This window comes from Arthrobacter sp. TmtSoilC77 (assembly GCF_059739415.1).
Genome location: NZ_AP046050.1, coordinates 3,822,229 through 3,845,530, shown reverse-complemented (window position 1 = coordinate 3,845,530; position 23,302 = coordinate 3,822,229). Strand labels below are relative to the sequence as shown.

Below are 23,302 nucleotides of genomic sequence, written 5' to 3'. Positions count from 1 at the left end.
GGATTCACAGGAGATGAGCGTCATGGACACCTCAGGAAATTCCCACGCGGAGAAGCCCGGCATTCCGGTCAACCGCTTTGCCCTCTTTGCCGAGACCATCCTTGCGGGCGTCATCGTCCTTCTCCTGTCGATTCCCTTGGTGACGGCGCCGGCCGCCTATGCTGCCGGCGTCGCCCACCTGGAACGGCATCTCAGCGGCAGGGACGATTCCCTCCGCAGCCTTTGGAGCAATTTCCGCCGGGCGCTGCCCGGCAGTTGGAGGACGGGAATCACGACGGCGGCAGCCGCCGTCGTGATTGTCCTGAACCTGCTGCTCGCTTGGGTTGGTCAACTGCCCGGCCGGGCAGTCATCCTTCCGGCGACCTTGATTTTGGCCGCAGCGGGCGCGGTGCTATTCCTGCGGTTCGCCGCCAATTGGAGCGGGGGCGTGAACTGGAGTGGCGATGCCGCCGAACTCCCGGGGCCGCAGCGCTGGCAGGCGGCCTACGCCGAAGCCAAGACTGATGCCGTCCGCGACTGGAGTGGATCGCTCCTCCTGCTGGCAGCAGTGTTCATGGCGGTGGTGTTTGTGTGGATGCTTCAGGCGCTCTTCGTGATCGTGCCCGGCATGCTGATTCTGGCCGCCGCCGCCATCAGGATCAGGACCGCCAACCGCACCCACATCTGAGAGTGCATCCGACAACCTGCTGAATCGAGCTGACAACCCCCCCGTGCCACCGCGTCCGTTGCCACCGCCCCGTCCCTCTGACCAGACCTCGAACTCCGCCGGCAAAGACGCCATACCGCCAAGTCCCCGCTCCACCGAATCGTGGCACTACCCACTCCGCCACCACAATTACCGGATCTTCGTGACGCTTTCGCTCGTCGGCAGCGGCGGAGTGTGGATGCAACGACTCGCCCAGGATTGGCTTGTCCTGCAGCTCACTGGAAGCCCGGCCGCGGTGGGGTTGGCCGTGGCACTTCAATTCCTGCCCATGCTGGTGGTTGGTCCTGTCAGCGGCGTGCTGGTAGACCTCTTTCCGAAGCGCCGAATCCTCATGGTGTGCCAGTCTGTGGCTGCACTGCTGGCCGCTGGACTAGCTGTTTGGAATGCCATGGGCGGCACGGATGTGTTGGTTGTCTATGGCTCCTGCGTTGCTTTGGGAATTACAAGCTCCATTGATGGGCCCGCCCGGCAAGTCTTCGTCAACGAGGTAGTTGGTGATGCCGGCCTGCCGGCGGCTATCGGCCTCAACAGTGCCATAGGTCAACTAGGTGCCATGCTCGGTCCCGCCCTGGCCGGCGTCGTCATTGCCCAGGCTGGCCCAGCCGCCGCGTTTGCGACGAACGCGGGGATCGGGGTGGCCGTTTTGGTGATGATCGCCATTATCCGGCCATCTGAGCTTCATCACGCACACGACCCCGACGCTCTGCCGCGGGACAGGCGTGGACAAATTCTGGCTGGCTTCAGGTATGTGAGGGCGAGGCCCCAGCTTTTGCTCATCATGCTGTTGGCGGGGCTCCTGGGAGCGTTCGGCATGAACGGTCCGGTGGTCCTTGCAGCATTCGCTGACCGTGTGTGGCACAGCGGTCCTGCCGGATTTGGGCTCTTCAATATGGTCAGCGCCTTGGGAGCCTTGGCTGGTGCTCTCCTGGCTCCCCGGATCAAGCACTTGGGCCGCAAGGGGATCGTGGGTAGTGCCGCACTGTTCGGGTTCACGCAGTTCCTTGCCGCGCTCATGCCTACTCAGGAATTGTTCGTAGCCATGCTCGTGGTGGTTGGCTTCATGACGCTCATGTTCCTCACCAGTGCGGCCACCAGCGTCCAACTCGAAGCCGGCCCAAGCGTGCGGGGCAGGGTCTTGGCTCTCTACTTTCCACTTCTCCTGGGCGGGCATGCCTTGGGAGGCTTGCTCGCTGGCTGGCTCACGGAAGATTTCGGCGTGCGTACCGCATTGCTGGTGACCGGTGCACTGGGGATGATATCCGCTGTGGTGATCGGGTTGCTGCTGTGGCGCAAGCGCGCTAGCTGTATTGACCTGGGAGGTTGGTGACGCGGCTGGCCGGTGTCTGACCCTTGAGGGCAGTGTGGGCTCGGTGGTGATTGTAGGCATGGAGCCACTCGGGGAAAGCTGCGACACGCTCGGCCTCGGAGCGGTAGGGCCGGATGTAGGCCCATTCCTCCAGCATCGTGCGGTTGAACCGTTCGACCTTGCCGTTGGTCTGCGGGCGATAGGGGCGGGTGCGTTTGTGCTTGATGTCCGGGCCCAGGGCCTGAGCGAAGGCCTTGGACCGGTAGCAGTTCCCGTTGTCCGTCAGGACCCGCTGGATAGTGATCCCTTGGGCTTGGAACCAGATATTGGCCCGCTGCCAAAAGGCTGCTGCTGTTTCCTTTGTCTCGTCCGCGAGGATTTCGGTGTAGGCCAGGCGGGAGTGGTCATCGACTGCGTTGTGGAGGTAGTGGTAGCCGGGCCGGCGGTTGGACGGCGTCCCGGCTTTGTTTCGGCGTCCGGCGGCCCTGCTCAGAACCCGGTGTCCACCGCCGTCCGGGATCCGGCCGACTCTTCTATGTCTGTCAAGCGGCATTAGTGCAGGAGGCATTGAGCGTCCTATAGATGCGCCGGGCCAGGTAGCGCTTGATGCATCGACGGATTTCCCTGTTTGTGTGGCCTTCTGCCCGCCGCTTCTCGACGTATTTCCGGGTCTCGGGATCGTGGGCCATTTTGGTGAGCGCGACCATGTGTAAGGCTCGGTTCAGGCTTCTGTCGCCCCCGCGGTTCAGGCGGTGGCGGACGGTGTTTCCTGAAGACGCAGGGATCGGGTTGACGCCCGCCAGGGAGGCGTAGGCGGCCTCGTTTCGAACCCGCCCGTGGTGGGACCAGGTGGCGAGGCAGGTCGCTGCAGCGACGGGCCCAAAGCCCGGTTCCTGAAGCAGGGGCGCGGCCTCGCTGATCTGCACCAGCTCGGTCAGTTGGTTCTCGTTGGATTTGAGCTGTTCATCGAGTTCGAGGACACGCCTGGCCAGGCGAACCGCTTCGGCGCGGGCAATGGACAGGGAGAGCTCCTCCTCGCGTGCACGCCACCGTGAGACGTCAGTGATCTGCCCGACTGAAAGAGGCTTCCGGGCGTCCATTCCCAAAACGTGTGTGCGCAGCAGCGCGGTGAGCGCGTTGACCGAGCGGGTCCGCTCGGTGCTCATCGCATCGCGTGCCGTGATCAGGATCCGCAGGGCTTGACGGACCCCGTCGTTCACCCTGGGCCGGCGCAGCTTCTCCAGCGGCAGCGGCAGCACGGCCGCGCCGATCCGGTGGGCGTCCAGGGCATCGGACTTCCCAACGCCGCGGCGCTTCCTGGCATCCATGCGTGGTGCCTCGGCGATCGGGAAGCCCTCGGCGGCAACAGTGCCGGCCAGGACAGCCCCGTAGGATGCGGCGCCTTCGATGACCCAGAGCGTGTCAGCGTCCGCCCCGGTACGGCGGGCGACCCAGGCGATGGCCCTGCTGATGCCGGCAGGCGTCGTGGGAAACTCCCGGGTATCCAGCAGCTCGCCGGTCCCAGCGGCGAAAACGGCGTAAACATGATTCCGGGCGTGGGTATCAACCCCCACGACAAACGGGTGGGAATGCGCAACGATAGACATGGCGGTGCAGCACCTTTCCTCAGCGATGGACAAGGTCCGGCCGCTAAAGGCCGGTACCGGTCCGGGTAGGAATCACATCGGAACAGCACTGTGACGAGTCACGCGCTCAACAACGCGGACAATCTTCTGATCAAGTCACCGAAGTGGGCCGGACAGGTACCGGCCGACCACCCCGACGGAAGGACAAGTCGGACGCAAGACACTACTGGTCATAGTTTCTTTGAGTCACAACCACCGAGGCGGACGGCCGATACTATCCTGCCAGCCAGTCCCAGACCAGCTGCTGATAAGACTCACAGAGTTTCTTGATGTCGACATGGACCAGGTCCCCGGGCCTGTCGTGTTCGTAGCGGCGGATCACCCTTCCGGTGCCGCGGTCGAGCCAGGCCAGCTTCGCCAGCCGGTAACGGGACAGCACGCGGTGCACAGTGGACGGGTGGATGCCCAGCAGATAACCGATCCTGGCAGGCCCCCACCGGCGGTTGACGCGCAGGGCGATGATCCGCCGCTCGATACGCGTTGCCGTCCGCCGTGGAGAAGAATGCGGGCGGCTGGAGCGGTCCTCCATCCCAGCCGGACCGTGCTCGCGGTACCGCCGCGCCCACCGCGCGGCGGTCGGAACCGAGACCTGGAACCGTTCCGCGGCCCGGCGCAGACTCCAGCACTGATCAACGACACATTGCGCGAGCCGCAGCCTGCCACGAGGCGTCAGAAGAGCGTTAGGGTGGGACATGAAGACCTCCGTGCGTGGAATTGGACTCTAGACAAGCCCCACTCCACCCGGAGGTCTTCTTCATGTCACCAAACCACGCCGAGCGTCATCAACGTCCGTGGTCAATACAGCTAGCTCGCGAGACGGCATTAGATGACAGTTGAGACGCAAAACATTGCCATCAAATGCCATCTCGGCGAACCAAGCGTTGGATTTCCTGGAGATCCAGCCTTCCGTCACTGATCCAGACGGAGTTGGTGCGCTTGACGGTGGATCCGGCTGGGAGCTCAACGGCCTTGTCCCAAGCGAGGGCCGAGCCGACGGCCGGGTATTCGGACAACCGGACGAACCATGGGTCCGGCGATTCCGGTGGCGCGGCAAAAACCAGAGTGGCAGGGCCGCCGTCGAACTCTCCCGTCCACGCCAGCCACGGCGCAACGGAACCATGCACGGCAGGCTCCCCGTCACCTGTTGAGGAGAAGACGCGGGGCGAGCCATTGACAGGAAGACGCCAGAAGAAGCCGCCGTAGCCGCTGCCCGGGGCACCATGCGAACCGGGGCTGCCGAGTGAAACATCGACGACGGCGAGCAGTTCCGTCTCGATGTCGAGGCGCCAAGTGCGCGAGTCAACGACGGTCCGCCCGTATGATCGTCGCTCCTTGAGGACCAAGCCGCCGTCGGAGGCCAGCCAGTCGAGTTCAAGGGTCGTCCGGTCGCCTTCACGGGTGATCTTCGCTGCTTCAATGCGGCCGTGGTCCAAGAGGTCCACATACTTCCCAGCCGATCGGCGGTAGCTTCGGCCGCCCCAGAAGTTGCTGCCATTGACGTCCTGCAGGGCGAATCCCGCGCCGAGATGCCAAACGTGATCCGCCGGCAAGTGATCGGTCACCACTGTGCCGGACAACGTGGAGACCGGGTGGAGATACGGCCGGGGCGAGAGCTCGGTTTCGAGGTCCGCTCCGCTGCGAAGGGTGGCCGCAGGGTTGTTCCCTGAAGAGAAGAGAGGCTCCGCACCCGTGGTGGTCGGACGGGCCCAAGGGAGGCCCAATTCGCTGAAGGTGGCGTGGGCGCGGGTGGCACGATCCAGGATTTCCTCGATGCCCGGGATGACGGCGTGGGCCTGATCGCCCTGGCCAACCCAGTCGACACTGGTGTGGGGAATGAGCGCGGGAGCCTCGGCGGTGCGGATGGCCTCGAGGACACGCATGAAGGCGCCGCTGTGATCCAAGGGGCTCAGGAGCGGCGTTCCTGACGACAAGTGCTGGAGCAGGTTTTCGGTGAGGTCGTCGCGGCCGAAGGTGCGGGTCGATTCGCCGTCGCCGTTGCGCACTGTGACATGGTCCTCCGTGTAGTGGAACACGGCAGTTCCTTCCGTTCCGTGGAGGGTGACGTATGGTTCCACGGACTCGGCGGCGCAAAGCGTCAGGGCGCAGGTGATGGGCAACCCGTCCACGGTCCGCATCCGGATCACCGAGGTGTCATCGGCTTCGATGTCGTTGGCACGGTAGAGGTCGGTCTCCACCGAAGCGAGGTCGTTTGCGGTGCGGGCGCCGGCGATGCGCAAGGCCGTGGCAATGGCGTGGGCAAGCGGGTTCGTGGCCACACCGTCCACGACGTCCACCCCGTCCAGGCTGCGCTTTCCAGCCCATCGCGACCGCTTGTAATAGGCGCGGTCCCGAACCCATCGGCCGGTAGCCGAGATTCCTTTGAGGGTTCCAATACCGGGGAGTTCATCCGTGGCTTCGCCGCTGGCCAGGCGTTCAAGTGCCTTGATGGCGTGTGAACCGAGGCTTTGGAATCCGATTTGGACGCTGCGGCCGGCAGCGGTGGCGGCTTCCTGAAGTCGACGGAAATCCTGCATGGACGCGACCGGGGGTTTCTCCAGATAAAGGTCCGCGGCTGAGGCGAGCACTGCGAGCGCCAGTGGCGCATGGGTCTGGATGGGAGTTGCCACGATAATGACGTCTGGCTGGTGTCCACCGGCCAACAGGGCATCCAGGTCGGCGTGAATGGCGGTGTTCTCCGGCAACGCGCCGGGTGCCGGCGGGTTGGGATCCGCCACAGCGACGAGGTCCACCGTTCCCAAATGGCCAAGACGCTCAAGGTTGCCCAGATGGTGTGCTCCGAAGCCGTGAACACCAACCAGGGCTATTCTCGCCGGGGCTCTCCCGGGCGTCTTGGTGCTCAGGGCTGATTCGTCGGACGGCTTGTCCATGGTTCTCCTCTGCTGGCGCTGCAACGAGGCTATGACGCCGTCGTCAAGGTAATTCGTGAAGTGTCCCGGCGGGTTCAGGCTACACCTAGCAAGCGCTTTCCCAGACCCGACTGAGCCTAGTGTAGCGCGGATTTGGCTGGAATGTAACGATTCAAGAATTGTCTTGACTCTGCCGAGGGGATGCGTCTAGATTTTCGGGAAAGCGTTTACTGACTGTGACGCGGCCCACCCGGGCTACCCTGATCGGCTCGCATGACTCGTTATTCTGCCACTTCGCAACAACTTTTCCTGCCGGCCGATCGGGCTTCTTCTGCAACGATGGAGAGGGGATGCCATGGCGTCTGCCGCCTTCGGCTTTAAGGCCTACACGCTCTTTGACACGCTCTTGTGGATTGCATGCCTGAATATCCTGTGGATCATTTTCACGGTACTGGGTGGCGTTGTCCTTGGGTGTGGTCCCAGCACTGTGGCAGCTCACATCCTGGTTCGCGAGAAGGTGCGCGGCGATGCCGCGCCGCTTGTGCGCCGCTTCGCCCGCGAGTACTTCAAGAACTTCGGCAAGGGGAATGCTCTTGGGTTGCCTGTGCTCATGGTCGGCGTAGCGCTCGTCCTGAACTGGGGGTATTTCTCGGCGGGTTGGGACTTTGGCTCGCAAGTAGCGTCGGCGGCGATCTTCGTCGCTGCCCTGTTTGTTGCCGGGGCGTGCTGCTACCTCTTCCCGATGTTTGCCCGCTACACCTTGCCGTTGCCCCAGTACTTCCTGATGTCCTCACGCTTTGCCATGAGGCACCTCGCCGGCACTGCCATTCTCCTTTTTGTGACTGCGGCCGCCGTGTTTGTTTGCCGTTCGGTGCCCGGATTGATTCCGTTCTTTGGGGTCGGGGCGTGGCTCTATGTCACCGGGTGGCTGTGCGATCGCTTCTTTGCTGCCAACGACCACGCCATGGCCGCCGGCGAAGCGGCCGGGGCCGAGGTCCTCGTAACCCCGGCAGCGGCAACCCCGGCAACTGCCGCCCCAGCCGTCAGGCGGGAGGGCAACCTTGTCTGAGGCTCCACGCAACCGCCCTCCCGTTGATACCAGGATGCTCCTTCATCGCTCCTTGGACACCCCGGTCGCCGGCATGAATGAAACGTATCAAAACGAATCGTCACTGTGGAGTTTCAAGAGCTTTCCTGCCAACTCCGCAGATACACCCTCGATCTCAACCAACCCCGAAGAAGTGGAAAAGGAACAGCAATGACCTACAACGTCCTGTCCCGTAAGAAACCAACGCTGGCGGCCGCCGTCGTCGTCGCTGCCGCCTTGGCCCTGACCGCTTGCGGTGGCGAAGCGCCGGCGTCGGACCTCTCATCCGTGAAGATCATGGCGCCCTTCCTGGAGGCACAACCGCCGACGCCGGACGGCGCCGTGCAGAAGAAGCTTGAAGAGATCACGGGCAAGGACATCAACATCTCTTGGGCGCCCAACGCCTCCTACGAGGACAAGATGAACATCACCTTGGCCTCCTCCGAGATCCCGAATGTCCTGGTGGTCCAGGGCAAGTCGCCGGGCTTCGTGAAGAACGCAGAAGCCGGGGCGTTCTGGGACCTCACCGATAAACTGAAGGACTACCCGAACCTGAAGACCACGTTCCCCGAGGTCCAGCAAAACGCCAGCGTCAACGGCAAGGTTTATGGGGTTTTCCGGGCTCGTAATCCGATCCGCGCCGCCGTGATGTTCCGCCAGGACTGGCTGGACAAACTGGGTCTGAAGGCGCCGGAGACCACCGAAGACCTGTACAAAGTGGCCAAGGCATTCACCGAGCAGGATCCGGATGGCAACGGCCAGAACGATACCTACGGCATCACGATTCCCAAATGGGGCGCCCTGGGCACCAACAGCCCCTACGACATGATCGAGACCTGGTTCGGCGCCGGAAACCGCTGGACCGAGCGGGACGGCAAGCTGGTGCCGAGCTTCGAAACCGAGGAATTCCTGCAGGCTGATCGCTTCATCAAGAAGATGGTGGACGAGAAGCTCATCAACCCCGACTTCGCCACCTTCGATCCCACCAAATGGAATGAACCTTTCTTCAACGGCAAGGGCGGCATTATTGTCGACGTCGACTCCCGGGTCAGCGTACTGATCAACCTTTTCAAGCAGGCCAACCCGAGCGACTTCCAGAACAAAGTGGGCTTCGTTGGCAGCCTTAAGGGCCCGGACGGTGAACTGCACGCCCACCCTACCGACGGCTACTCCGGCTTTCTGGCCATCCCCAAGTCCAGCGTCAAAACCGAAGCCGACCTGAAGAACGTCCTGACATTCCTGGACAAACTCAACAGCAAAGAAGTTGCAGTGCTTCTCAACAACGGCATCGAGGGAGTCAACTTCACGGTTGAGGACGGCCTCGCCGCCACCATCAAGCCGGAAACGCCGGAGGGCAAGGTAGTCAACACCGACATCAAGAGCTACGCGCAACTTGGAACCAACGTCACGGGGAACAACTTCTACCCGGTGAAGCAGGCGTCCGAGTACGAGCAGAAAGTCTTTGACGATCGCGTTGCAGTGATGGCAAACGACCTCAAGAGTGCCGTATACAACCCGGCCGCGGCCTTCGTTTCCCCCACGTATGTAGCCAAGGGCGCGCAACTGGACAACATTGTGGCCGATGCCCGCATCAAGTACCTGGCCGGGCAGTTGGACGAGCAGGGCTTAAAGGATGCCATCAAGCTGTGGAACACCAGCGGCGGTGACAAGGTCAAAGAAGAAATAAACAAGCTGTGGCAGGACACCAGGAAGTGACCGCCCCGGTCGTCGAAGCCAAGGCCCCGGAGCGGGCGGCCAGCGTGCCGCCCGCCCCGGCGCGGCGACGCAGCTTTGCAGTCCACTTCGCACATTACAAATGGTTGTATCTTCTCCTCCTGCCCGGCGCCTTGTACTTCGCAGTGTTCCGGTACGGTCCCATGTACGGGGTGTCCATCGCCTTCAAGGACTACGTTCCGTTCCTGGGCGTCAACGGCAGTCCATGGGTGGGATTGACGAACTTCACCGATTTCTTCGCCAACCCGGACTTTCCGCGGCTGCTGGGCAACACACTGATCCTGGCTTTCCTGAACCTGGGGATCGCCTTCCCGCTGACCATCGTTCTGGCATTGCTGCTTAACGAGGTCCGGCTTTCGGTTCTGAAGCGAACCGTCCAGACACTCGTCTACATCCCGCACTTTCTGTCCTGGACCATCGTGGCGTCCCTGAGCTTCCTGCTCTTCGCCCTGGACATCGGACCGTTGTTCCAGTTCGTCAACGGGTTGTTCGGCACCAACGTGGACATCCTGTCCGATCCGAACTGGTTCCGGCCGCTGATCGTGCTCCAGGAAATCTGGAAGAACACCGGTTGGGGAACAATCATCTTCCTGGCGGCACTGGCTACCGTGGACCAGGACCAGTACGAGGCCGCGATTATCGACGGCGCCGGCAGGTTCCGGCGCGTCTGGCACATCACCCTGCCCGGCATTCGGTCCACCATCATCGTGATGCTGATCCTGGCCATAGGGCAGATGCTCAACACCGGCTTCGAGCAGATCTACCTCATGACCAACGCACTCAACCGCAGCGTGGCCGACGTCTTCGATACCTACGTGTACTTCGTAGGCATCACCCAAGGCGCCTACAGCTACAGCACCGCCGTCGGGCTTTTCAAGTCTTTGGTGGGCATCGTACTGATCTTCGGCACCAACTGGCTGTCCAAGCGGTTCAACCAGAGCGGACTTTTCTAATGAAGATTCACAACACGCGCGGCGGGCGGATTTTCGATGCCGCCAACTACGTCTTCCTGTCCCTGATCGGCATCATCACGCTGTTGCCTTTCGTCTACGTCCTGGCAGGATCCTTCGCCAACGAAGCAGAGATCACCCGACGGGCGTTCTTCGTCTGGCCGGAGCAATTCACGCTGGGGGCGTATGAGTACATCTTCTCCACGCCGGCATTTACCAAAGCCCTGATCACCACCGTGCTGGTCACGCTGGTTGGGACGCTGGTGCAGCTGGTCCTCACGGTCACCATGGCCTACCCGCTGGCGAAACGTGGACTTCGGGGCCGGAAACTGATCCTGTCCCTGGTGGTTTTTGCCATGGTCTTCTCAGGCGGCATGATTCCAACGTTCCTGCTGGTGAAGGACCTGGGCCTGCTGAACAGCTACTGGGCGCTCATCCTGCCTGCGGCCATCAACCCGTTCAGCCTGATCATCATCAAGAACTTCTTCCAGGAACTCCCCGCGGAGCTCGAGGAATCGGCCAAGATGGACGGCGCGACGGAGATCGGAATCCTCTGGCGGATCCTGCTGCCGCTGTCCAAGCCGGTGTTGGCCACGTTTGCGCTGTTTTACGCGGTGGGTATTTGGAACGACTTCATGTCTCCGCTTTTGTACCTCAGCGACAACAACATGTGGACGCTTCAGATGTACCTGCGCCAGGTCACCGCCGCCTCGGATCTCCTTGGCACCGGCAACGTGGATCCGTCATACATTCCGCCCGAGCAAGGCATCAAGTTTGCCGTGATCGTGGTGGCAACCCTGCCCATCCTTATCTTCTACCCGTTCCTGCAGAAGCACTTTGCCAAGGGAATGCTGATCGGTTCGGTTAAGGGGTAACAGCTCCTTGATGAAAGGAAAATCATGAAAATCCTCCTCGCGGGCGACTCCACTGTGGCAGCCTGCCCCAGTTACGAATACCCGATGAGCGGTTGGGGAGCCCACCTCGCGCCCGAAACCTATTGGTGGGCTGCGGTGCACAACTATGCCAAGGGCGGTGCCACCACGGAGTCGTTCCGCGGTGAAGGCCTCTGGTATCAGCTGCTGGACCAGACCGGTATGGGCGACCTCGTGCTGATCCAGTTCGGGCACAACGACCAAAAGCGCGGGCACCTCGCTGCCCGAACGGGCTATATGGAGAACCTGAAGCGGATGGTGGCCGATGTCCGTTCCAAGGGCGGCATTAACATTCTGTGTACACCGGTGGAACGCCGGAACTTCCTGGATGGAACGCTGCAGCAGACGCTGGGTGACTATCCCGCCGTCGTGCGTGAACTTTGCATGGAGCTGGGGCTGGACGTCATCGACCTCAACCAGTGGACCCGCGCGCTGTACCAGGAGCTGGGGGACGAGGGGTCCAAAGAGTTGTTCTTCCACTTCGCTCCCGGCGAGCATGCGCACTGGGCTGGCGGCCTTGAGGACAACACGCACTTCCATGAGACGGGTGCGCGCCGGATTGCGGTGTACGTTGCGGAGCAGCTCGAAGCGCTCGGCTATGGGTTGGCCGCCACCCTCAAAGCTGGAGTGGGCGCTTGATCTACTCCAACCCCTTGCGGGGTCCTTCGGATATCGCTGGTTGGGTCGCCGAAGGGCCGGTCCAGTTCGGAGTGTACGACGACGGCGGCCCGGATTTGGGCGGCGACGGAACCAGGGCGCTGGTTCTGTCGGGCTCCCTTGACCCAGAGGAACACGGAGACCATGCCCACTGGACCCTCTGGTGCCCTGAGGAAATCCCGGACCATGTCCGGATCGGATGGGAGTTCCTTCCGCTTGAGGAACCAGGCCTGGCCATGGTGTTCTTCTCCGCGCGGGGGCACGATGGCAAGGATCTGTTCTCCGCTTCGCTGGCACCGCGGACCGGTTACTATCCGCAGTACCACTCGGGGGATATTGATGCGCTCCACATCTCCTACTTCCGCCACAAATACGCCGCGGAGCGTGCCTTCAGGACGTGCAACCTGCGCAAAAGTGCCGGCTTCGAACTTGTAGCGCAGGGAGCGGACCCGCTTCCTCCAGCTGAAGATGCAGGCGGCTTTTATCGGATGGAAGTCATCAAAGCTGGTCCCCGTGTGGCCTTTTCGATTAATGATTTGCCTCTCTTCGACTGGGTGGACACCAGCCAGGAACTCCTGGGCGGCGGCTACTTTGGAATCCGCCAAATGGCCCCTCTGCGGGCGGCTTACCGAAACCTCGTGATCACTCCCTTGTAAGTCCCCGTCCTGGTGACCGGCGACACAACCCTATGACGTAGGATGTCCTCATGCCTCTCTTTGACCTGCCCCTTGAGCAGCTCCGTAACTACACCTCCAGCGCCGTTCCGCCTACTGATTTCGACGCTTTCTGGGAGCGCACCCTCGCCGAGGCCCGGGCCTTGCCCCTGAATGCTGCGTTCGAGCCCGTGGACAACTACCTCAGCGTCATGGACACGTACGACGTCACGTACTCCGGCTTCGGGGGAGACCGCATCAAGGGCTGGCTCCACGTTCCGTCGCACCTTGAGCCCGGGCAGCAGCTTCCCGTTGTCGTGGAGTACATCGGCTACTCCGGCGGACGCGGACTGGTCAACCAGAACACCCGGTGGGCGCAGGCTGGATACGCCCACTTCATCATGGACACCCGCGGCCAGGGCTACGGGGGCGTATCCGGTGACACCCCGGATCCACATCCGTCGGCCGGCGGAATCAACTATGCAGGCCTGATGACCCGGGGAGCCGGCCATCAGGACGATTACTACTTCCGCCGGGTCTACGTGGACGCCTTCCGTGCGGTAGAAGCGGCGCAGAGCCATCCCGCCGTCGACCCTTCCAAGGTGGTGCTGGCCGGTATCAGCCAAGGAGGTGGCATTACGGTGGCGGCCGCCGGGCTGGTGGCTGGAAGGCTCGACGGCGTCATCGCCGCGCTGCCCGACGTCCCCTTCCTGCAGGACTTTCCCCGTGCGATCGAGATCGCGCCTCGTGGGCCATACCCGGAAATTGCCGGCTTCCTGGGGCGGCATCGCGACAAGTATGAGCCCATGCTCGCCGTGCTGAATTACTTTGATGGCGTGCATCTCGGCCGGGCAGCCACGGTGCCTGCCCTCTTCTCAGCAGCCCAGATGGACGATATTTGCCCGCCGTCAACCGTGTTTGCGAGCTTCAACAACTACGGCGCTGGGAACCCGGCTTCGGGCGGAAATGCGCCCGCCAAGGACATCGAGGTCTACCGCTTCAATAACCACGAGGGCGGCCAGGAACACCACTGGATCAAGCAGCTCCAGTTCCTCCGCAAACTTTTGTCATCATGACGGACCCAATTTGCCCGGTTTGACGAACCGCGGTTATGGTGTGGCTATGACTAAGCGTTGGTATGCGTATTTTTCGTTGGCTCTGGAGGGGCCCGCGTCTAACTGACACGCATCCAACTTTCCTTCAGAGCCAGCAGGGCAGAGATTATTCTCTGCCCTTCGCCATATCCGGCGGGTTCTGAAAAGGGGCCCGCTCCGCATCCGGAACAGGACCCAGAAATGACCAGCATCGCTGCAGAATCCACCGAGACACTCGATAACGAGGCACTCCCCGCTGCCGGGAAAGCTTCCCAGCCCGCCACCTCCAACCTGCGGGTGGCCCGGTTCGAGCCCCTTCCGGCCCCTCAGGACCTCATCGCCGAGTTGCCGCTGGACGCCCGCTCAGCTGCCGTCGTCGACCGTGGGCGGGATGAAGTCCGGGCCATCATGGACGGCGTGGACGACCGCCTGCTGGTCATCGTCGGGCCTTGCTCCATCCACGATCCCAAGGCCGGCCTGGAATACGCGCGCCGACTGGTCAGCCAGGCGGAGAAGCACAAGGAAGACCTGCTGATCGTCATGCGGACCTACTTCGAGAAGCCCCGCACCACAGTCGGTTGGAAGGGCCTCATCAACGATCCCCACCTGGACGGCAGCCACGATATTGCCGCCGGCCTGCGGGCAGCCCGCGGCTTCCTCAAGCAGGTCACCGCGCTGGGACTGCCCACCGCCACGGAATTCCTGGAACCCATCAGCCCCCAGTACATGGCGGACCTCGTCTCCTGGGGTGCCATCGGCGCCCGCACCACGGAAAGCCAGATCCACCGCCAGCTCGCCTCCGGGCTGTCCATGCCCATCGGCTTCAAGAACGGAACCGACGGCGACCTCCAGGTGGCCATCGATGCCTGTGGCGCCTCGGCGGCTGAGCAGGCTTTCCTCGGAATCGACGACGACGGCCGGGCGGCTCTCGTCGCCACGTCCGGCAACCCGGACACCCACGTGATTCTGCGCGGCGGCCGCAAGGGCCCCAACTACTCGCAGGAAGACGTTGCCGCTGCCTCCGCCAAACTCGCCGCCAAGGGACTGAACCCACGCCTGATCGTGGACGCCAGCCACGCCAACAGCGGCAAGAGCCACCACCGCCAGGCCGAAGTTGCCTTGGAAATCGGTGCGCAGCTTGAAACCGGTTCTTCTTCTCCTGTTGCCGGCGTGATGCTGGAGAGCTTCCTGGTGGGCGGGGCGCAGAACCTCGACGTCGCCAAGCAATTGGCTGGTGAGCAGGAACTGGTCTACGGCCAGAGCGTTACCGATGCCTGCATGGAATGGGACGTCACCGCTTCAGTGCTGGAGCAGCTCGCTGCGTCGGCCCGGAAGCGCCGGCTGGTCCCGGGGGAGTAGCCGGGGGAGTAGCCGGGGAGTAGAGTCCCACTTACCGGAAATGCTTTCACATTGGTCACTTCAGCCTCTAGAGTATCTAGCACATGGTTGTTTGATGGCTCAGCATCGGCACACCGTTCTACTGGGGGTGTCCTGTCCAGCTGAGAGCAAAGGAATATGGGAAATGTCCGCGGAGACTAACTTCTCGAATGCGCGTTTCATGACTGTGGCTGAAGTAGCCGACGTCCTGCGTGTTTCCAAAATGACTGTGTATCGCCTGGTCCACTCAGGGGAAATGCCTGCCGTCAGGTTTGGCCGCTCCTTCCGGGTGCCTGAAGAAGCCGTGGCCCAGTACCTCAAGGGTGCTGTGGTCGACGGACAATCGGAGACCGCCTGAGGGCGCCGGAGTCCGTCCCGCGGACCGTGGTCACGGGGTGCCCCTTTGAAGCGGTACTCTGTTAAGGAACGTTTTACGTCAATGTAAGAATCTGTCAGTTGTACTGTCTGCTGCTAGTCCGCGGATCCGTTCCAACAGACAGGACCTTCATCTAGTTTGTAAGGAACTTTCGTGGGTTCAGTTATTAAGAAGCGCCGCAAGCGTATGGCCAAGAAGAAGCACCGCAAGCTGCTTCGCAAGACTCGCCACCAGCGCCGCAATAAGAAGTAGAGATACTTCACCAAGCGTGAATGCCCGTTGCCTCCAAGGCGGCGGGCATTTTTGCTCTCTCACATCGGGGCGTTTGTGGCCGGATGTTCGCTCACTTCCTGACCTGTTTGGCCGGATGTTCTCTCACTTCCTGGCCTGTTTGGCCGGATGTTCTCTCACTTCCTGGCCTGTTTGGCCGGATGTTCTCTCACTTCCTGGCCTGTTTGGCCGGATGTTCTCTCACTTCCTGGCCTGTTTGGCCGGATGTTCTCTCACTTCCTGGCCTGTTTGGCCGGATGTTCTCTCACATCCTGGCCTGTTTGGCGTGATGCTCGCTCACATCGCGTTCCTGGCAAACCCGGAGGCAACGGATGGATCCATCCATGCAGTCCGCAGGGCCCTCTTGATCTGCCGAACGGCATTGCCGAAGTTGTCCGCCTGGTCCTCTTTTCCAAAGACAAGGACAGTCCAACCGGCTGCTCTGAAGGCCTTATCCCTGCGCCGATCGCTATGCATCTGCTCCTCCTCAAGGTGATGGCCGCCGTCGTACTGGATCGCGAGGCGACGGGCCTTGAAACCCAAGTCCGCTGAAGGCGAGAAGGGGTCGTTCGCGCGCAGCATCACTTGAAGCTGAGGTTCCGGCAAATTGGCATCAAGCATGGCCATACGTAGTAAAGTCTCTGGAGCCGAGTCGGCCCCGACGCGCATAAGGTCAAGGGCTTGCCGTGCACGGACTACGCCTTGGCGGTTTTTGTGTCGTTCGACCATGTTCCGGAGCTGCTCGGCAGTAGCAAACGGTGCATCGCGCCCCTCAAACTCGGGTCGCGGAATGCGGATCAACTGATCTGCCACGCATACGAGGTCATGAAGGGGGAGACGACGCGCCAAATCCAGCCATGTTCGGGCTCGAGTGCTCATCCAAATCCCTTGGACTTGCTCAATCTCCCCCTCGAAGTGCTTTTCCGTGTGCCCGATGATGCCCTTGCGCCGAACAGATGGCAGATGTCGGGGTTTGCTCAAATGCAGTTCATTGGAATCCGAAAGCCACGCTGGCAAGACAAAACCATAGAGCCTGGCGGCAGTTGTGTGGGAGATCCAAGCGCCAGGGCTGGCTGAGGAAAGGGAACGGGCGGCTGCCGGAAGGTCGAAATCCCAATCGCTTGGCCGGTACAAGCCACGGCTAACGGGAAGGATGTTGCTGCTGCGCCAAATGGCAGCGGGGTTGATGCCCGCTGCTTTGGCTTCGTTCAGGCTGAAAGGCCGCAAGATCGGGCTGGACGGGTTGAGTAGCGAATTCTGCATACCCGCATTGTTTCTTGGAAGCGGCAAAGCGTGCAGAAGTTATCCACAGGCAGACCAGTGCTACTGGAGGATGTGAGAGCGGAACGGTGGAAACGCGTTGGGATGTGAGAGCGGAACGGTGGAAACGCGTTGGGATGTGAGAGCGGAACGGCTAGCGGGGACCACGGAACTTTGAGAACCCTCGCCACAGTCCGTAAATGGCTCCGCCGACGGTTGCGGCCTTAAGTCCAAGGGTTGCTGCACGGCGTCCGGAGCGGAAGTCGTATACAGGCCAGTTGTTGTCGCGGGCATGCCGGCGCAGCTTGGAGTCGGGGTTGATCACCACGGGGTGCCCCACCATAGTCAGCAGCGGGATGTCATTGGCAGAGTCGCTGTAAGCCCAGCAGTGTTCCAAGTCCAAGCCTTCTTGATCAGCGATGAGTTGGACGGCGATGGCCTTGGCCGGCCCGTGCAGGATGTCACCCACAAGCTTGCCGGTATACATTCCGTCATGGACCTCGCCCACGGTCCCCAGCGCGCCCGTCAGTCCGAGCCTTGTGGAGATGACTGTGGCAACCTCAATGGGTGTGGCCGTCACTAACCACACCCGTCGGCCTACACGAAGGTGCTGCTCCGCGAGTGCCTTGGTTCCGGGCCAGATCCGTGACTCGATCATTTCGTCATAAACTTCTTCGCCGAGGGCTTTGATGTCCTCCACGGTTATCCCGGCAGCCAGGGTCAGGGCCGAGTCGCGCACGGCATGGACGTCGTCCATATTCTCGCCACGCATGACAAATTTGAACTGCTTCCACGCGAAGCCAGCCGCCTGGGACAGGGTGAATGCCTTGCGTTCGTACATCTTGCGGGCCACGTGGAAGAGGCTCGCGCCCTTCATCAACGTGTTGTCGACGTCGAAGAAAGCGGCTTCGCCGGTGTGCTGTGGCACCTTGGCGTCGGCGACCACGGCGGCGTTCTTCTCGTCGGGCATGCCTTGAGTCTAGTCAATCGCCCGGCCCCGGCGTTGAGGGCGCACGGTGGGCGACCGCCGGGGTGGATGTGAGAGAGGGATGGCCGGGGAGGGGGTGGGATGTGAGAGTGCCCCTATGTTTTTCGTCAAGCGGTTGCGGGTGTTTGGGGTTGGTATAGGGTCCCGTCTCTGAGCATGGCGTAGAGGGTGTCGCAGCGGCGTCGGGCGAGGGCGATAAGGGCTTGGCTGTGGTGTTTGCCTTCGGCGCGTTTGCGGTCGTAGTAGGAGCGCGATTGCGGGTCTTTGAGGGCTGCGAAGGCGGAGAGGTAGAGGGTGCGTTTGAGGACTTTGTTGCCTTTGCGGGAGGCGCGGTCTGCCCGGATGGAGGACCCCGAACGCCAGGTCACGGGGGCCAGGCCGGCGTAAGAGGCCAAGTGCCCCGCGGTCGGGAAGTCTTTCCCGGCGACTTCGGTAAGGATCCGTGCTGCGGTCCTGATGCCCACTGCCGGCAGAGACATCAGGACCGGGTAAAGAGGGTGGGCCTCCACAAGGGCCTCGACCTGGGCGTGAACCATGGCGCGTCCTTCATGGAGCCTGGCGAGCATTCCGGCCAGTTCCGGGAGCACGATCGTTGCGGCGTTCGTCCCAACAACCGTGACTGTTTGCCGGCCGAGGGCGTCGATGATCTCATCTGCCAGGCGTTCGCCCATGCGCGGGGCGAGCTTGGTCAGCCGGTTCGCGATCCGGCGCCTGCCGGCGTGACGCAGCGCTTCAGGGGTGGGCCAGGTCCGCAGCAGATCCTGGACCGCGGGATGATCCAGCCTGGGACCAAGCACCCGCTCAAGCGCCGGGTGGATCTGGGTCAACAGCCCACGGATCCGGTTGGACGTGGCCGTGGCCTGCTTGGCCAGATCATCATCGAACCCGCACAGCATGCCCAACTCGGCCAACTGCTCGTCAGCGAGCCGGACCGAGCGCAGGGTGTGCGGCATGGTCCGGGCCGCGTCGGCGATGATGAACGCGTCGCGGGCATCGGTCTTGGCCTCCCCGGGATGCAGGTCCGCGATCCGGCGCATCGCCAAACCAGGCAAATACCCCACCAGAACACCGGCGGCCTGGGCCACCGCGACCGGCAACGCACCAATGGTCGCTGGCTGGTCAACTACCAGCAGGATCCGGCCGTGATGCTCCAACTCGGCCAGAATGTCTTGGATCCTGGCCTCGTCGTTAGGCAGCGCCCGGTCCAGCAGCTTCTTTCCCGCCCGGTCCACGGCAACGGCATGATGCTCGCCCTTGCCCACATCCAGTCCGATGAACACCTCAACCGTTTCGTGTTCTGCGATCACGTTGGCACCTCCAGTCGTAGTCAGCTCCCGTGCTGGCCTGTCCGCGGTGTCAGGGCCCGGCATCCACGTTACGCACGACGTTCCCACACTGTCCTGCCCCTATAAGCGGTCTCCCCGACACCTGCCAACCCCGGTGACAACACTCTCAAGATCATCAACAACAGAGGATCACAATCATGCCGGGATCAGCAGGCCAGCACACCCACATCCTGCACCAGGAAACGGGCTACGAAAAAGGTAACGAGGGGTGGCCGGGAGGGGGGTGGGATGTGAGAGAGGGGTGGCCGGGAGGGGGTGGGATGTGAGAGAGGGATGGCCGGGAAGGGGGTGGGATGTGAGAGAGCGTTGGGGCGGTTACCGTTGTGTCATGGCTATTCCCGACGTCGTCCTCCTCACCAAAGCTGACTGCCACCTGTGCACGGAGGCACGTGCCGCCGTCGAGCGCGTTACCTCGGCACTGGGCATCCAGTGGACCGAGCAGGCAATTGACGGAAAGGCAGAACTGCAGGAGCGTTACGCGGAGGAAATTCCAGTGGTGCTGGTGGATGGGGTCCAGCGCGACTTTTGGAAGATCGACGAGCAGCGCTTGACCCGTACATTGAAAAAAGTTCTCGAAGGCTGAGGACCACGGGACTCTGTTACCCGGAAGTACCGGCTTTTGTTGAGTCCGCCCAAGGGCCATAGAGTGGAACAACAAGCGACGCAATGGAGAAAACCGTGACTGCGCTGGAACCGTCCCCGGGGGCAACAAGCGGGGACAACGAACCTGCCGCCAAGCAGATCCCGCCCGCGGCTGTGGCCCGGATGACTCTCTATTTGCGCGCGCTCAACTCGCTCCTGGCAGAAGGCGTGGAACGTGTGTCATCGGACGCGTTGGCCGAGGCTTCAGGCGTCAGCTCCTCCACGCTCCGCAAAGACCTTTCCTACGTGGGCTCGTACGGGACCCGCGGGGTGGGCTACGAAGTCCAGTACCTGAGCCGTCACATTGCTGCAGCCCTTGGCCTGACGCATGACTGGAAGGTCGCAATCGTCGGCGCCGGTAACCTCGGCAAGGCCCTGGCGCGGTACGGCGGCTTCGAGTCCCGGGGATTCGACGTCGTAGCTATTTTCGACGCAGACCCCATGGTGATCGGCAACGAGGTGGGTTGGTTGCGGGTCAGCGATTCAGCGGAACTTGAACGTGTCCTGGAACGCACCCACACCAACATGGTGGTGCTGGCATTGCCCGCCACAGTGGCCCAGGAAGTCTGTGATCGCGTCATCGCTGCCGGAATCCGGAGCATCCTGAGCTTTGCTCCGGTTCTCCTGCAGGTTCCGCCGCACGTGAACCTCCGCAAGGTGGATATGGCCACCGAGCTGCAGATCCTGGCGTACCACGCACAACGGGCGCAGACACCGGGTCAGGCTGTCTAGCCTTTCCGGGTCCGCGCCCGCTGTGGAACGAACTGCCGTGGTTTAGCGGCCGTACGGGTTCTGGTACGGGTTGCCGAAAGGCTGCGGCTTACGGAAATACGGAGCCGACGCCGGCAGGTACAGCAGGACGATTGCGGCAACTCCCAGCAGGATCACCAAGAGCTGCAGGATGCCATACGTAGCACCGAACTGGAACAGTCCGGCGAGGCCGAGGACGGAGATCGCCGCGAAGACGGTGCCCAGGATCCTGGCCCAGTTCTTGCCCTTGCGGACCGGGAATGCAACCAAGGCGTAGAGGCCCAGGGACACGATGGCTCCAATGATGGCGGCAACGACGATACCGCCACGCATGCCTTCCAGGGAGCCTTCCGGGAATTCGGTGCCCTGCTGTGCAGCCTGCTGGATCATCGAGTTGATGAAGGCATCCGAGCCGGTGGTGGCCAGGATCAGCGAGCTGATGGCGGACAGGATGCCCGCTGCGATGATCATCCAGAAGGAGATGTTGACCAGCGGGGGAACCGTAGCAGGCCCTGGCTGCTGGCTGGGCCAGTTGGTGTCCTGCCCGTATTGCGGGGCCTGCTGACCGTAGGGAGACGGCTGCTGGCCGTAGGGCGACTGCTGACCAAACTGCGGCGACTGTTGGCCAAACTGGGGAGCCTGCTGACCATATTGGGGAGCCGGGGGCTGGCCATATTGGGGAGCAGCCGGGGACTGCTGACCGTACTGCGGAGCGCTGGGCTGCTGACCATATTGGGGAGTCTGCTGGCCGTACTGCGGTGCCGACGGCTGACCGTACTGTGGCATGGATGGCTGGCCCGGCTGCTCAGGCTTGTTGGCGTCGCCCTTGTTATCACCGGTGTTGGGATCGCCCGGTTTGGCGTCCCCGGCGTTGGACGGCGGGTATGGAGGGTTGCTCATGGCATTCCTTTGCTTGTTCGACTGCTGGTACGGCTGCCGGGATCAGCAAAAAGACCCTGCCCCCAGCCTGGTTCTGCTTCCACCGTACCTCCGGGGTCCGGTGCTGCGGATGATCACACGCAGGAATTTCCTGCTTCAGATGAAATCATCACGATGGCGTACGCCTTCATGATGAAGGCCGCGGTGGTCCAATGGACCACCACGGCCTTGTGCACCTGTCAGGGCGGCTTGGATGAGAGCCCGACGGCGGTACTTCAGGCAGGTTAGACGGCGCCCTTTACTGCCTTGAACCACAGCTGCGAGTTCGGCAGCCACATCAGCACAACGGCCACTGCGCTGACCAGGAAACCGAACCAGTTGCCACCCAGGCCTGCACCGGGTCCGCCGGCGTTGATGGAGCCGAAGATGGCGAGCAACAGGGAAACTGCGGCAAGGACGGTGAGGGCGAGGCGTGCCCATTCCTTGCCTTCCTTCATCTTCATGGCAAGGACTATCTGGGCGGCTGCAACAGCAAGGCTGATGATCAGGAGAACCAGGAGGAGTGCGGCAACTCCCGGCATGAAAGCGAACGCTGCGATGATGGCGAAAAGCCCGATGAGGCCAAACAGGAGGCCCAGGAGTCCCGAGATGACCCAAATGAAGTACGACACTTTGAGCTCGGTGGGCAGGCCCATGGTCTTGAAGAGGCCCGAGAAACCACCTTGCGGAAGGATGTCATTGAAATTGCGGGGGCCGTCGGTGGGCATTTCGAAGTGGAAACCGCCCGCCTGTCCGGGCTGGCCTGGCCCGGGCTGCGAGTACTGGCCAGGCTGCGAATACTGACCTGGTTGCGACGGCGGCTGGTAGCCCTGGGGTGGTTGGTAACCCTGCGGTGGTTGGTAACCCGCAGGAGGAACATTGCCGGGCTGCGGAGGCTGGGCGCCGGGCTGCTGAGGCTGTGGTACTTCGTCTGGGTTACTCATGGCATCACTTTAGACCGCAGGTTGAGGGATGCATAGGAAATTCGGAGCTGCCTCGCAGTGAACTACAGGGTGTTTGCCGAATAATCGCAGGGTGACTTCCGAGTACGCGAATGAGTATGCGAAACGGCGCCCCCACAGCGGAACTGTGACGGGGCGCCGTTTACTCGGGACTGCTGTACGAGTTCCCGTGCAAGCTGCTGTGGATCTAGGCAGCTGCCGGTGCGATGAACGCGAGTTCCAGGTTGATGACAACCTTGTCGCTGACCAGGACGCCACCGGCCTCAAGCACGGCGTTCCAGGTCAGGCCGAAGTCCTTGCGGCTGATGGTGGTTTCGCCGGAGACGCCTGCACGGGTGTTGCCGAAGGGATCCACTGCGACGCCGTTGAATTCGGTTTCGATGGAAACTTCCTTGGTGACCCCCTTGATGGTGAGATCGCCCACAAGATCGAAGCCGTCGCCGTTTGCCTTGACGTGGCGGGAGACGAAGGTGATCTCCGGGTACTTCTCCACATCGAAGAAGTCTTCGCCCTTGACGTGGCCGTCGCGGTTGACGTCGCCGGAGTCAAAGCTGGCGGTCCGGATGGTTGCGTTGACCTTGGAGTCCGTCAGCGTCTCGCCGACTTCGAGGGTTGCTTCGGCATCCTTGAAGACGCCGCGGACCTTGCTGATACCTGCGTGGCGGACGGTGAAGCCGATCTCGCTGTGGGAAGCGTCGAGGGTCCAGATGCCGGTGGTGACGTTGGCGGGAAGGGTCATCATGATGTTTCTCCTGTATGTAGTGGAAGGTACCGCTTGCTT

The 23,302-nt window shown here is 62.2% G+C and carries 22 protein-coding genes and 2 pseudogenes; 14 read left to right on the top strand and 10 right to left on the bottom strand.

The genetic code is table 11. From position 1 onward, the window contains the following. Positions 1 to 22 precede the first annotated feature (22 nt). Both AC6I99_RS17680 and AC6I99_RS17675 read left to right on the top strand, forming a co-directional pair. Positions 23 to 667: a Poxvirus protein I5 gene (locus AC6I99_RS17680; RefSeq protein WP_497946960.1), complete on the top strand. Its 645-nt coding sequence runs from the start codon at positions 23 to 25 to the stop codon at positions 665 to 667. A gap of 43 nt (positions 668 to 710) precedes the next feature. After that, the gene (locus tag AC6I99_RS17675; protein WP_497944486.1) at positions 711 to 2,033 is read left to right on the top strand and encodes an MFS transporter; all 1,323 of its coding nucleotides are present in this window, start codon (positions 711 to 713) and stop codon (positions 2,031 to 2,033) included. Here AC6I99_RS17675 and AC6I99_RS17670 read toward each other — a convergent pair. From AC6I99_RS17670 to AC6I99_RS17655, 4 genes and pseudogenes are all read right to left on the bottom strand, one after another. Next, a pseudogene (locus tag AC6I99_RS17670) lies at positions 2,005 to 2,547 on the bottom strand (integrase core domain-containing protein); the annotation flags it as partial. The gene AC6I99_RS17675 and the pseudogene AC6I99_RS17670 overlap by 29 nt on opposite strands. 7 nt (positions 2,548 to 2,554) lie before the next feature. Continuing rightward, the gene (locus AC6I99_RS17665) at positions 2,555 to 3,619 is read right to left on the bottom strand and encodes an IS110 family RNA-guided transposase (protein WP_497944487.1); all 1,065 of its coding nucleotides are present in this window, start codon (positions 3,617 to 3,619) and stop codon (positions 2,555 to 2,557) included. A 298-nt stretch (positions 3,620 to 3,917) separates the two neighbouring features. Then, positions 3,918 to 4,352 (bottom strand): annotated as a pseudogene (locus tag AC6I99_RS17660) (helix-turn-helix domain-containing protein); the annotation flags it as partial. Between the two features lie 160 nt (positions 4,353 to 4,512). Continuing rightward, the gene (locus AC6I99_RS17655) at positions 4,513 to 6,546 is read right to left on the bottom strand and encodes a DUF6807 family protein (protein WP_497944488.1); all 2,034 of its coding nucleotides are present in this window, start codon (positions 6,544 to 6,546) and stop codon (positions 4,513 to 4,515) included. 334 nt (positions 6,547 to 6,880) lie between these two features. Here AC6I99_RS17655 and AC6I99_RS17650 point away from each other — a divergent pair, with 334 nt between their 5' ends. The 10 genes from AC6I99_RS17650 (at position 6,881) to AC6I99_RS17605 (ending at position 15,637) form a co-directional block, all read left to right on the top strand. Further along, entirely contained in the window at positions 6,881 to 7,594 is a 714-nt protein-coding gene (locus AC6I99_RS17650; protein ID WP_497944489.1) for a YesL family protein, read from the top strand. Between the two features lie 189 nt (positions 7,595 to 7,783). After that, positions 7,784 to 9,328, top strand: coding sequence for an extracellular solute-binding protein (locus AC6I99_RS17645; protein WP_497944490.1), 1,545 nt, complete (start codon positions 7,784 to 7,786; stop codon positions 9,326 to 9,328). Beyond that, positions 9,307 to 10,299: an ABC transporter permease gene (locus tag AC6I99_RS17640; RefSeq protein WP_497944491.1), complete on the top strand. Its 993-nt coding sequence runs from the start codon at positions 9,307 to 9,309 to the stop codon at positions 10,297 to 10,299. The genes AC6I99_RS17645 and AC6I99_RS17640 overlap by 22 nt, the downstream gene beginning before the upstream one ends. Next, positions 10,299 to 11,171 (top strand): carbohydrate ABC transporter permease, encoded by an 873-nt coding sequence (locus AC6I99_RS17635; RefSeq protein ID WP_224088785.1) that lies wholly within the window; start codon positions 10,299 to 10,301, stop codon positions 11,169 to 11,171. The genes AC6I99_RS17640 and AC6I99_RS17635 overlap by 1 nt, the downstream gene beginning before the upstream one ends. A 24-nt stretch (positions 11,172 to 11,195) precedes the next feature. Beyond that, complete coding sequence (locus AC6I99_RS17630; RefSeq protein ID WP_497944492.1) at positions 11,196 to 11,867, top strand: rhamnogalacturonan acetylesterase; 672 nt, start codon at positions 11,196 to 11,198, stop codon at positions 11,865 to 11,867. Further along, complete coding sequence (locus AC6I99_RS17625) at positions 11,864 to 12,541, top strand: DUF1961 family protein (protein WP_497944493.1); 678 nt, start codon at positions 11,864 to 11,866, stop codon at positions 12,539 to 12,541. Before AC6I99_RS17630 ends, AC6I99_RS17625 begins: the two co-directional genes overlap by 4 nt. A gap of 50 nt (positions 12,542 to 12,591) precedes the next feature. Beyond that, complete coding sequence (locus AC6I99_RS17620) at positions 12,592 to 13,614, top strand: acetylxylan esterase (protein ID WP_497944494.1); 1,023 nt, start codon at positions 12,592 to 12,594, stop codon at positions 13,612 to 13,614. A 219-nt stretch (positions 13,615 to 13,833) separates the two neighbouring features. Continuing rightward, positions 13,834 to 14,991, top strand: coding sequence for a 3-deoxy-7-phosphoheptulonate synthase (locus AC6I99_RS17615; protein WP_224165272.1), 1,158 nt, complete (start codon positions 13,834 to 13,836; stop codon positions 14,989 to 14,991). A gap of 163 nt (positions 14,992 to 15,154) precedes the next feature. Next, positions 15,155 to 15,367: a helix-turn-helix domain-containing protein gene (locus AC6I99_RS17610; protein ID WP_017199160.1), complete on the top strand. Its 213-nt coding sequence runs from the start codon at positions 15,155 to 15,157 to the stop codon at positions 15,365 to 15,367. Positions 15,368 to 15,538: 171 nt separating this feature from the next. Continuing rightward, positions 15,539 to 15,637, top strand: a complete 99-nt coding sequence (locus AC6I99_RS17605; RefSeq protein ID WP_003792170.1) for a 30S ribosomal protein bS22 — start codon at positions 15,539 to 15,541, stop codon at positions 15,635 to 15,637. A gap of 315 nt (positions 15,638 to 15,952) precedes the next feature. Here the strand turns inward: AC6I99_RS17605 and AC6I99_RS17600 are convergent, their stop codons facing one another. The 3 genes from AC6I99_RS17600 to AC6I99_RS17590 all read right to left on the bottom strand — a co-directional run bounded on the left by AC6I99_RS17600 (position 15,953) and on the right by AC6I99_RS17590 (position 19,273). Next, positions 15,953 to 16,918 carry a DUF559 domain-containing protein gene (locus AC6I99_RS17600; protein WP_497944495.1) on the bottom strand — a complete coding sequence of 322 codons (966 nt, stop codon included), beginning with the start codon at positions 16,916 to 16,918 and terminating at the stop codon, positions 15,953 to 15,955. 151 nt (positions 16,919 to 17,069) lie between these two features. Beyond that, complete coding sequence (locus AC6I99_RS17595) at positions 17,070 to 17,885, bottom strand: HAD family hydrolase (protein ID WP_224088781.1); 816 nt, start codon at positions 17,883 to 17,885, stop codon at positions 17,070 to 17,072. A gap of 125 nt (positions 17,886 to 18,010) precedes the next feature. After that, on the bottom strand, positions 18,011 to 19,273 hold the full coding sequence (locus AC6I99_RS17590; protein ID WP_497944496.1) for an IS110 family RNA-guided transposase: 1,263 nt from the start codon (positions 19,271 to 19,273) through the stop codon (positions 18,011 to 18,013). A gap of 304 nt (positions 19,274 to 19,577) precedes the next feature. Between AC6I99_RS17590 and AC6I99_RS17585 the strand changes: the two genes are divergently transcribed. Next, on the top strand, positions 19,578 to 19,832 hold the full coding sequence (locus AC6I99_RS17585; protein WP_224088780.1) for a glutaredoxin family protein: 255 nt from the start codon (positions 19,578 to 19,580) through the stop codon (positions 19,830 to 19,832). Between the two features lie 83 nt (positions 19,833 to 19,915). Then, positions 19,916 to 20,623 carry a redox-sensing transcriptional repressor Rex gene (locus AC6I99_RS17580; protein ID WP_224088779.1) on the top strand — a complete coding sequence of 236 codons (708 nt, stop codon included), beginning with the start codon at positions 19,916 to 19,918 and terminating at the stop codon, positions 20,621 to 20,623. Between the two features lie 42 nt (positions 20,624 to 20,665). On the opposite strand, the gene AC6I99_RS17575 is transcribed toward AC6I99_RS17580, so the two are convergent. The 3 genes from AC6I99_RS17575 to AC6I99_RS17565 all read right to left on the bottom strand — a co-directional run bounded on the left by AC6I99_RS17575 (position 20,666) and on the right by AC6I99_RS17565 (position 23,260). Further along, complete coding sequence (locus tag AC6I99_RS17575) at positions 20,666 to 21,541, bottom strand: hypothetical protein (protein WP_497947277.1); 876 nt, start codon at positions 21,539 to 21,541, stop codon at positions 20,666 to 20,668. A gap of 263 nt (positions 21,542 to 21,804) precedes the next feature. Continuing rightward, positions 21,805 to 22,503 carry a hypothetical protein gene (locus AC6I99_RS17570; protein ID WP_497944497.1) on the bottom strand — a complete coding sequence of 233 codons (699 nt, stop codon included), beginning with the start codon at positions 22,501 to 22,503 and terminating at the stop codon, positions 21,805 to 21,807. 205 nt (positions 22,504 to 22,708) lie between these two features. After that, complete coding sequence (locus tag AC6I99_RS17565; RefSeq protein WP_224091146.1) at positions 22,709 to 23,260, bottom strand: YceI family protein; 552 nt, start codon at positions 23,258 to 23,260, stop codon at positions 22,709 to 22,711. Positions 23,261 to 23,302: the final 42 nt, after the last annotated feature.

Bases quoted from the DNA above. Each gene is read 5' to 3' on its own strand.
- AC6I99_RS17615 (WP_224165272.1), top strand. From the start codon at position 13,834: ATGACCAGCATCGCTGCAGAATCCACCGAGACACTCGATAACGAGGCA.
- AC6I99_RS17610 (WP_017199160.1), top strand. From the start codon at position 15,155: ATGTCCGCGGAGACTAACTTCTCGAATGCGCGTTTCATGACTGTGGCT.
- AC6I99_RS17665 (WP_497944487.1), bottom strand. From the start codon at position 3,619: ATGTCTATCGTTGCGCATTCCCACCCGTTTGTCGTGGGGGTTGATACC.
- AC6I99_RS17565 (WP_224091146.1), bottom strand. From the start codon at position 23,260: ATGACCCTTCCCGCCAACGTCACCACCGGCATCTGGACCCTCGACGCT.
- AC6I99_RS17570 (WP_497944497.1), bottom strand. From the start codon at position 22,503: ATGAGTAACCCAGACGAAGTACCACAGCCTCAGCAGCCCGGCGCCCAG.
- AC6I99_RS17630 (WP_497944492.1), top strand. From the start codon at position 11,196: ATGAAAATCCTCCTCGCGGGCGACTCCACTGTGGCAGCCTGCCCCAGT.
- AC6I99_RS17595 (WP_224088781.1), bottom strand. From the start codon at position 17,885: ATGCCCGACGAGAAGAACGCCGCCGTGGTCGCCGACGCCAAGGTGCCA.
- AC6I99_RS17645 (WP_497944490.1), top strand. From the start codon at position 7,784: ATGACCTACAACGTCCTGTCCCGTAAGAAACCAACGCTGGCGGCCGCC.
- AC6I99_RS17580 (WP_224088779.1), top strand. From the start codon at position 19,916: ATGGAGAAAACCGTGACTGCGCTGGAACCGTCCCCGGGGGCAACAAGC.
- AC6I99_RS17585 (WP_224088780.1), top strand. From the start codon at position 19,578: ATGGCTATTCCCGACGTCGTCCTCCTCACCAAAGCTGACTGCCACCTG.
- AC6I99_RS17590 (WP_497944496.1), bottom strand. From the start codon at position 19,273: ATGCCGGGCCCTGACACCGCGGACAGGCCAGCACGGGAGCTGACTACG.
- AC6I99_RS17635 (WP_224088785.1), top strand. From the start codon at position 10,299: ATGAAGATTCACAACACGCGCGGCGGGCGGATTTTCGATGCCGCCAAC.
- AC6I99_RS17680 (WP_497946960.1), top strand. From the start codon at position 23: ATGGACACCTCAGGAAATTCCCACGCGGAGAAGCCCGGCATTCCGGTC.
- AC6I99_RS17655 (WP_497944488.1), bottom strand. From the start codon at position 6,546: ATGGACAAGCCGTCCGACGAATCAGCCCTGAGCACCAAGACGCCCGGG.
- AC6I99_RS17620 (WP_497944494.1), top strand. From the start codon at position 12,592: ATGCCTCTCTTTGACCTGCCCCTTGAGCAGCTCCGTAACTACACCTCC.
- AC6I99_RS17650 (WP_497944489.1), top strand. From the start codon at position 6,881: ATGGCGTCTGCCGCCTTCGGCTTTAAGGCCTACACGCTCTTTGACACG.
- AC6I99_RS17575 (WP_497947277.1), bottom strand. From the start codon at position 21,541: ATGAGCAACCCTCCATACCCGCCGTCCAACGCCGGGGACGCCAAACCG.
- AC6I99_RS17600 (WP_497944495.1), bottom strand. From the start codon at position 16,918: ATGCAGAATTCGCTACTCAACCCGTCCAGCCCGATCTTGCGGCCTTTC.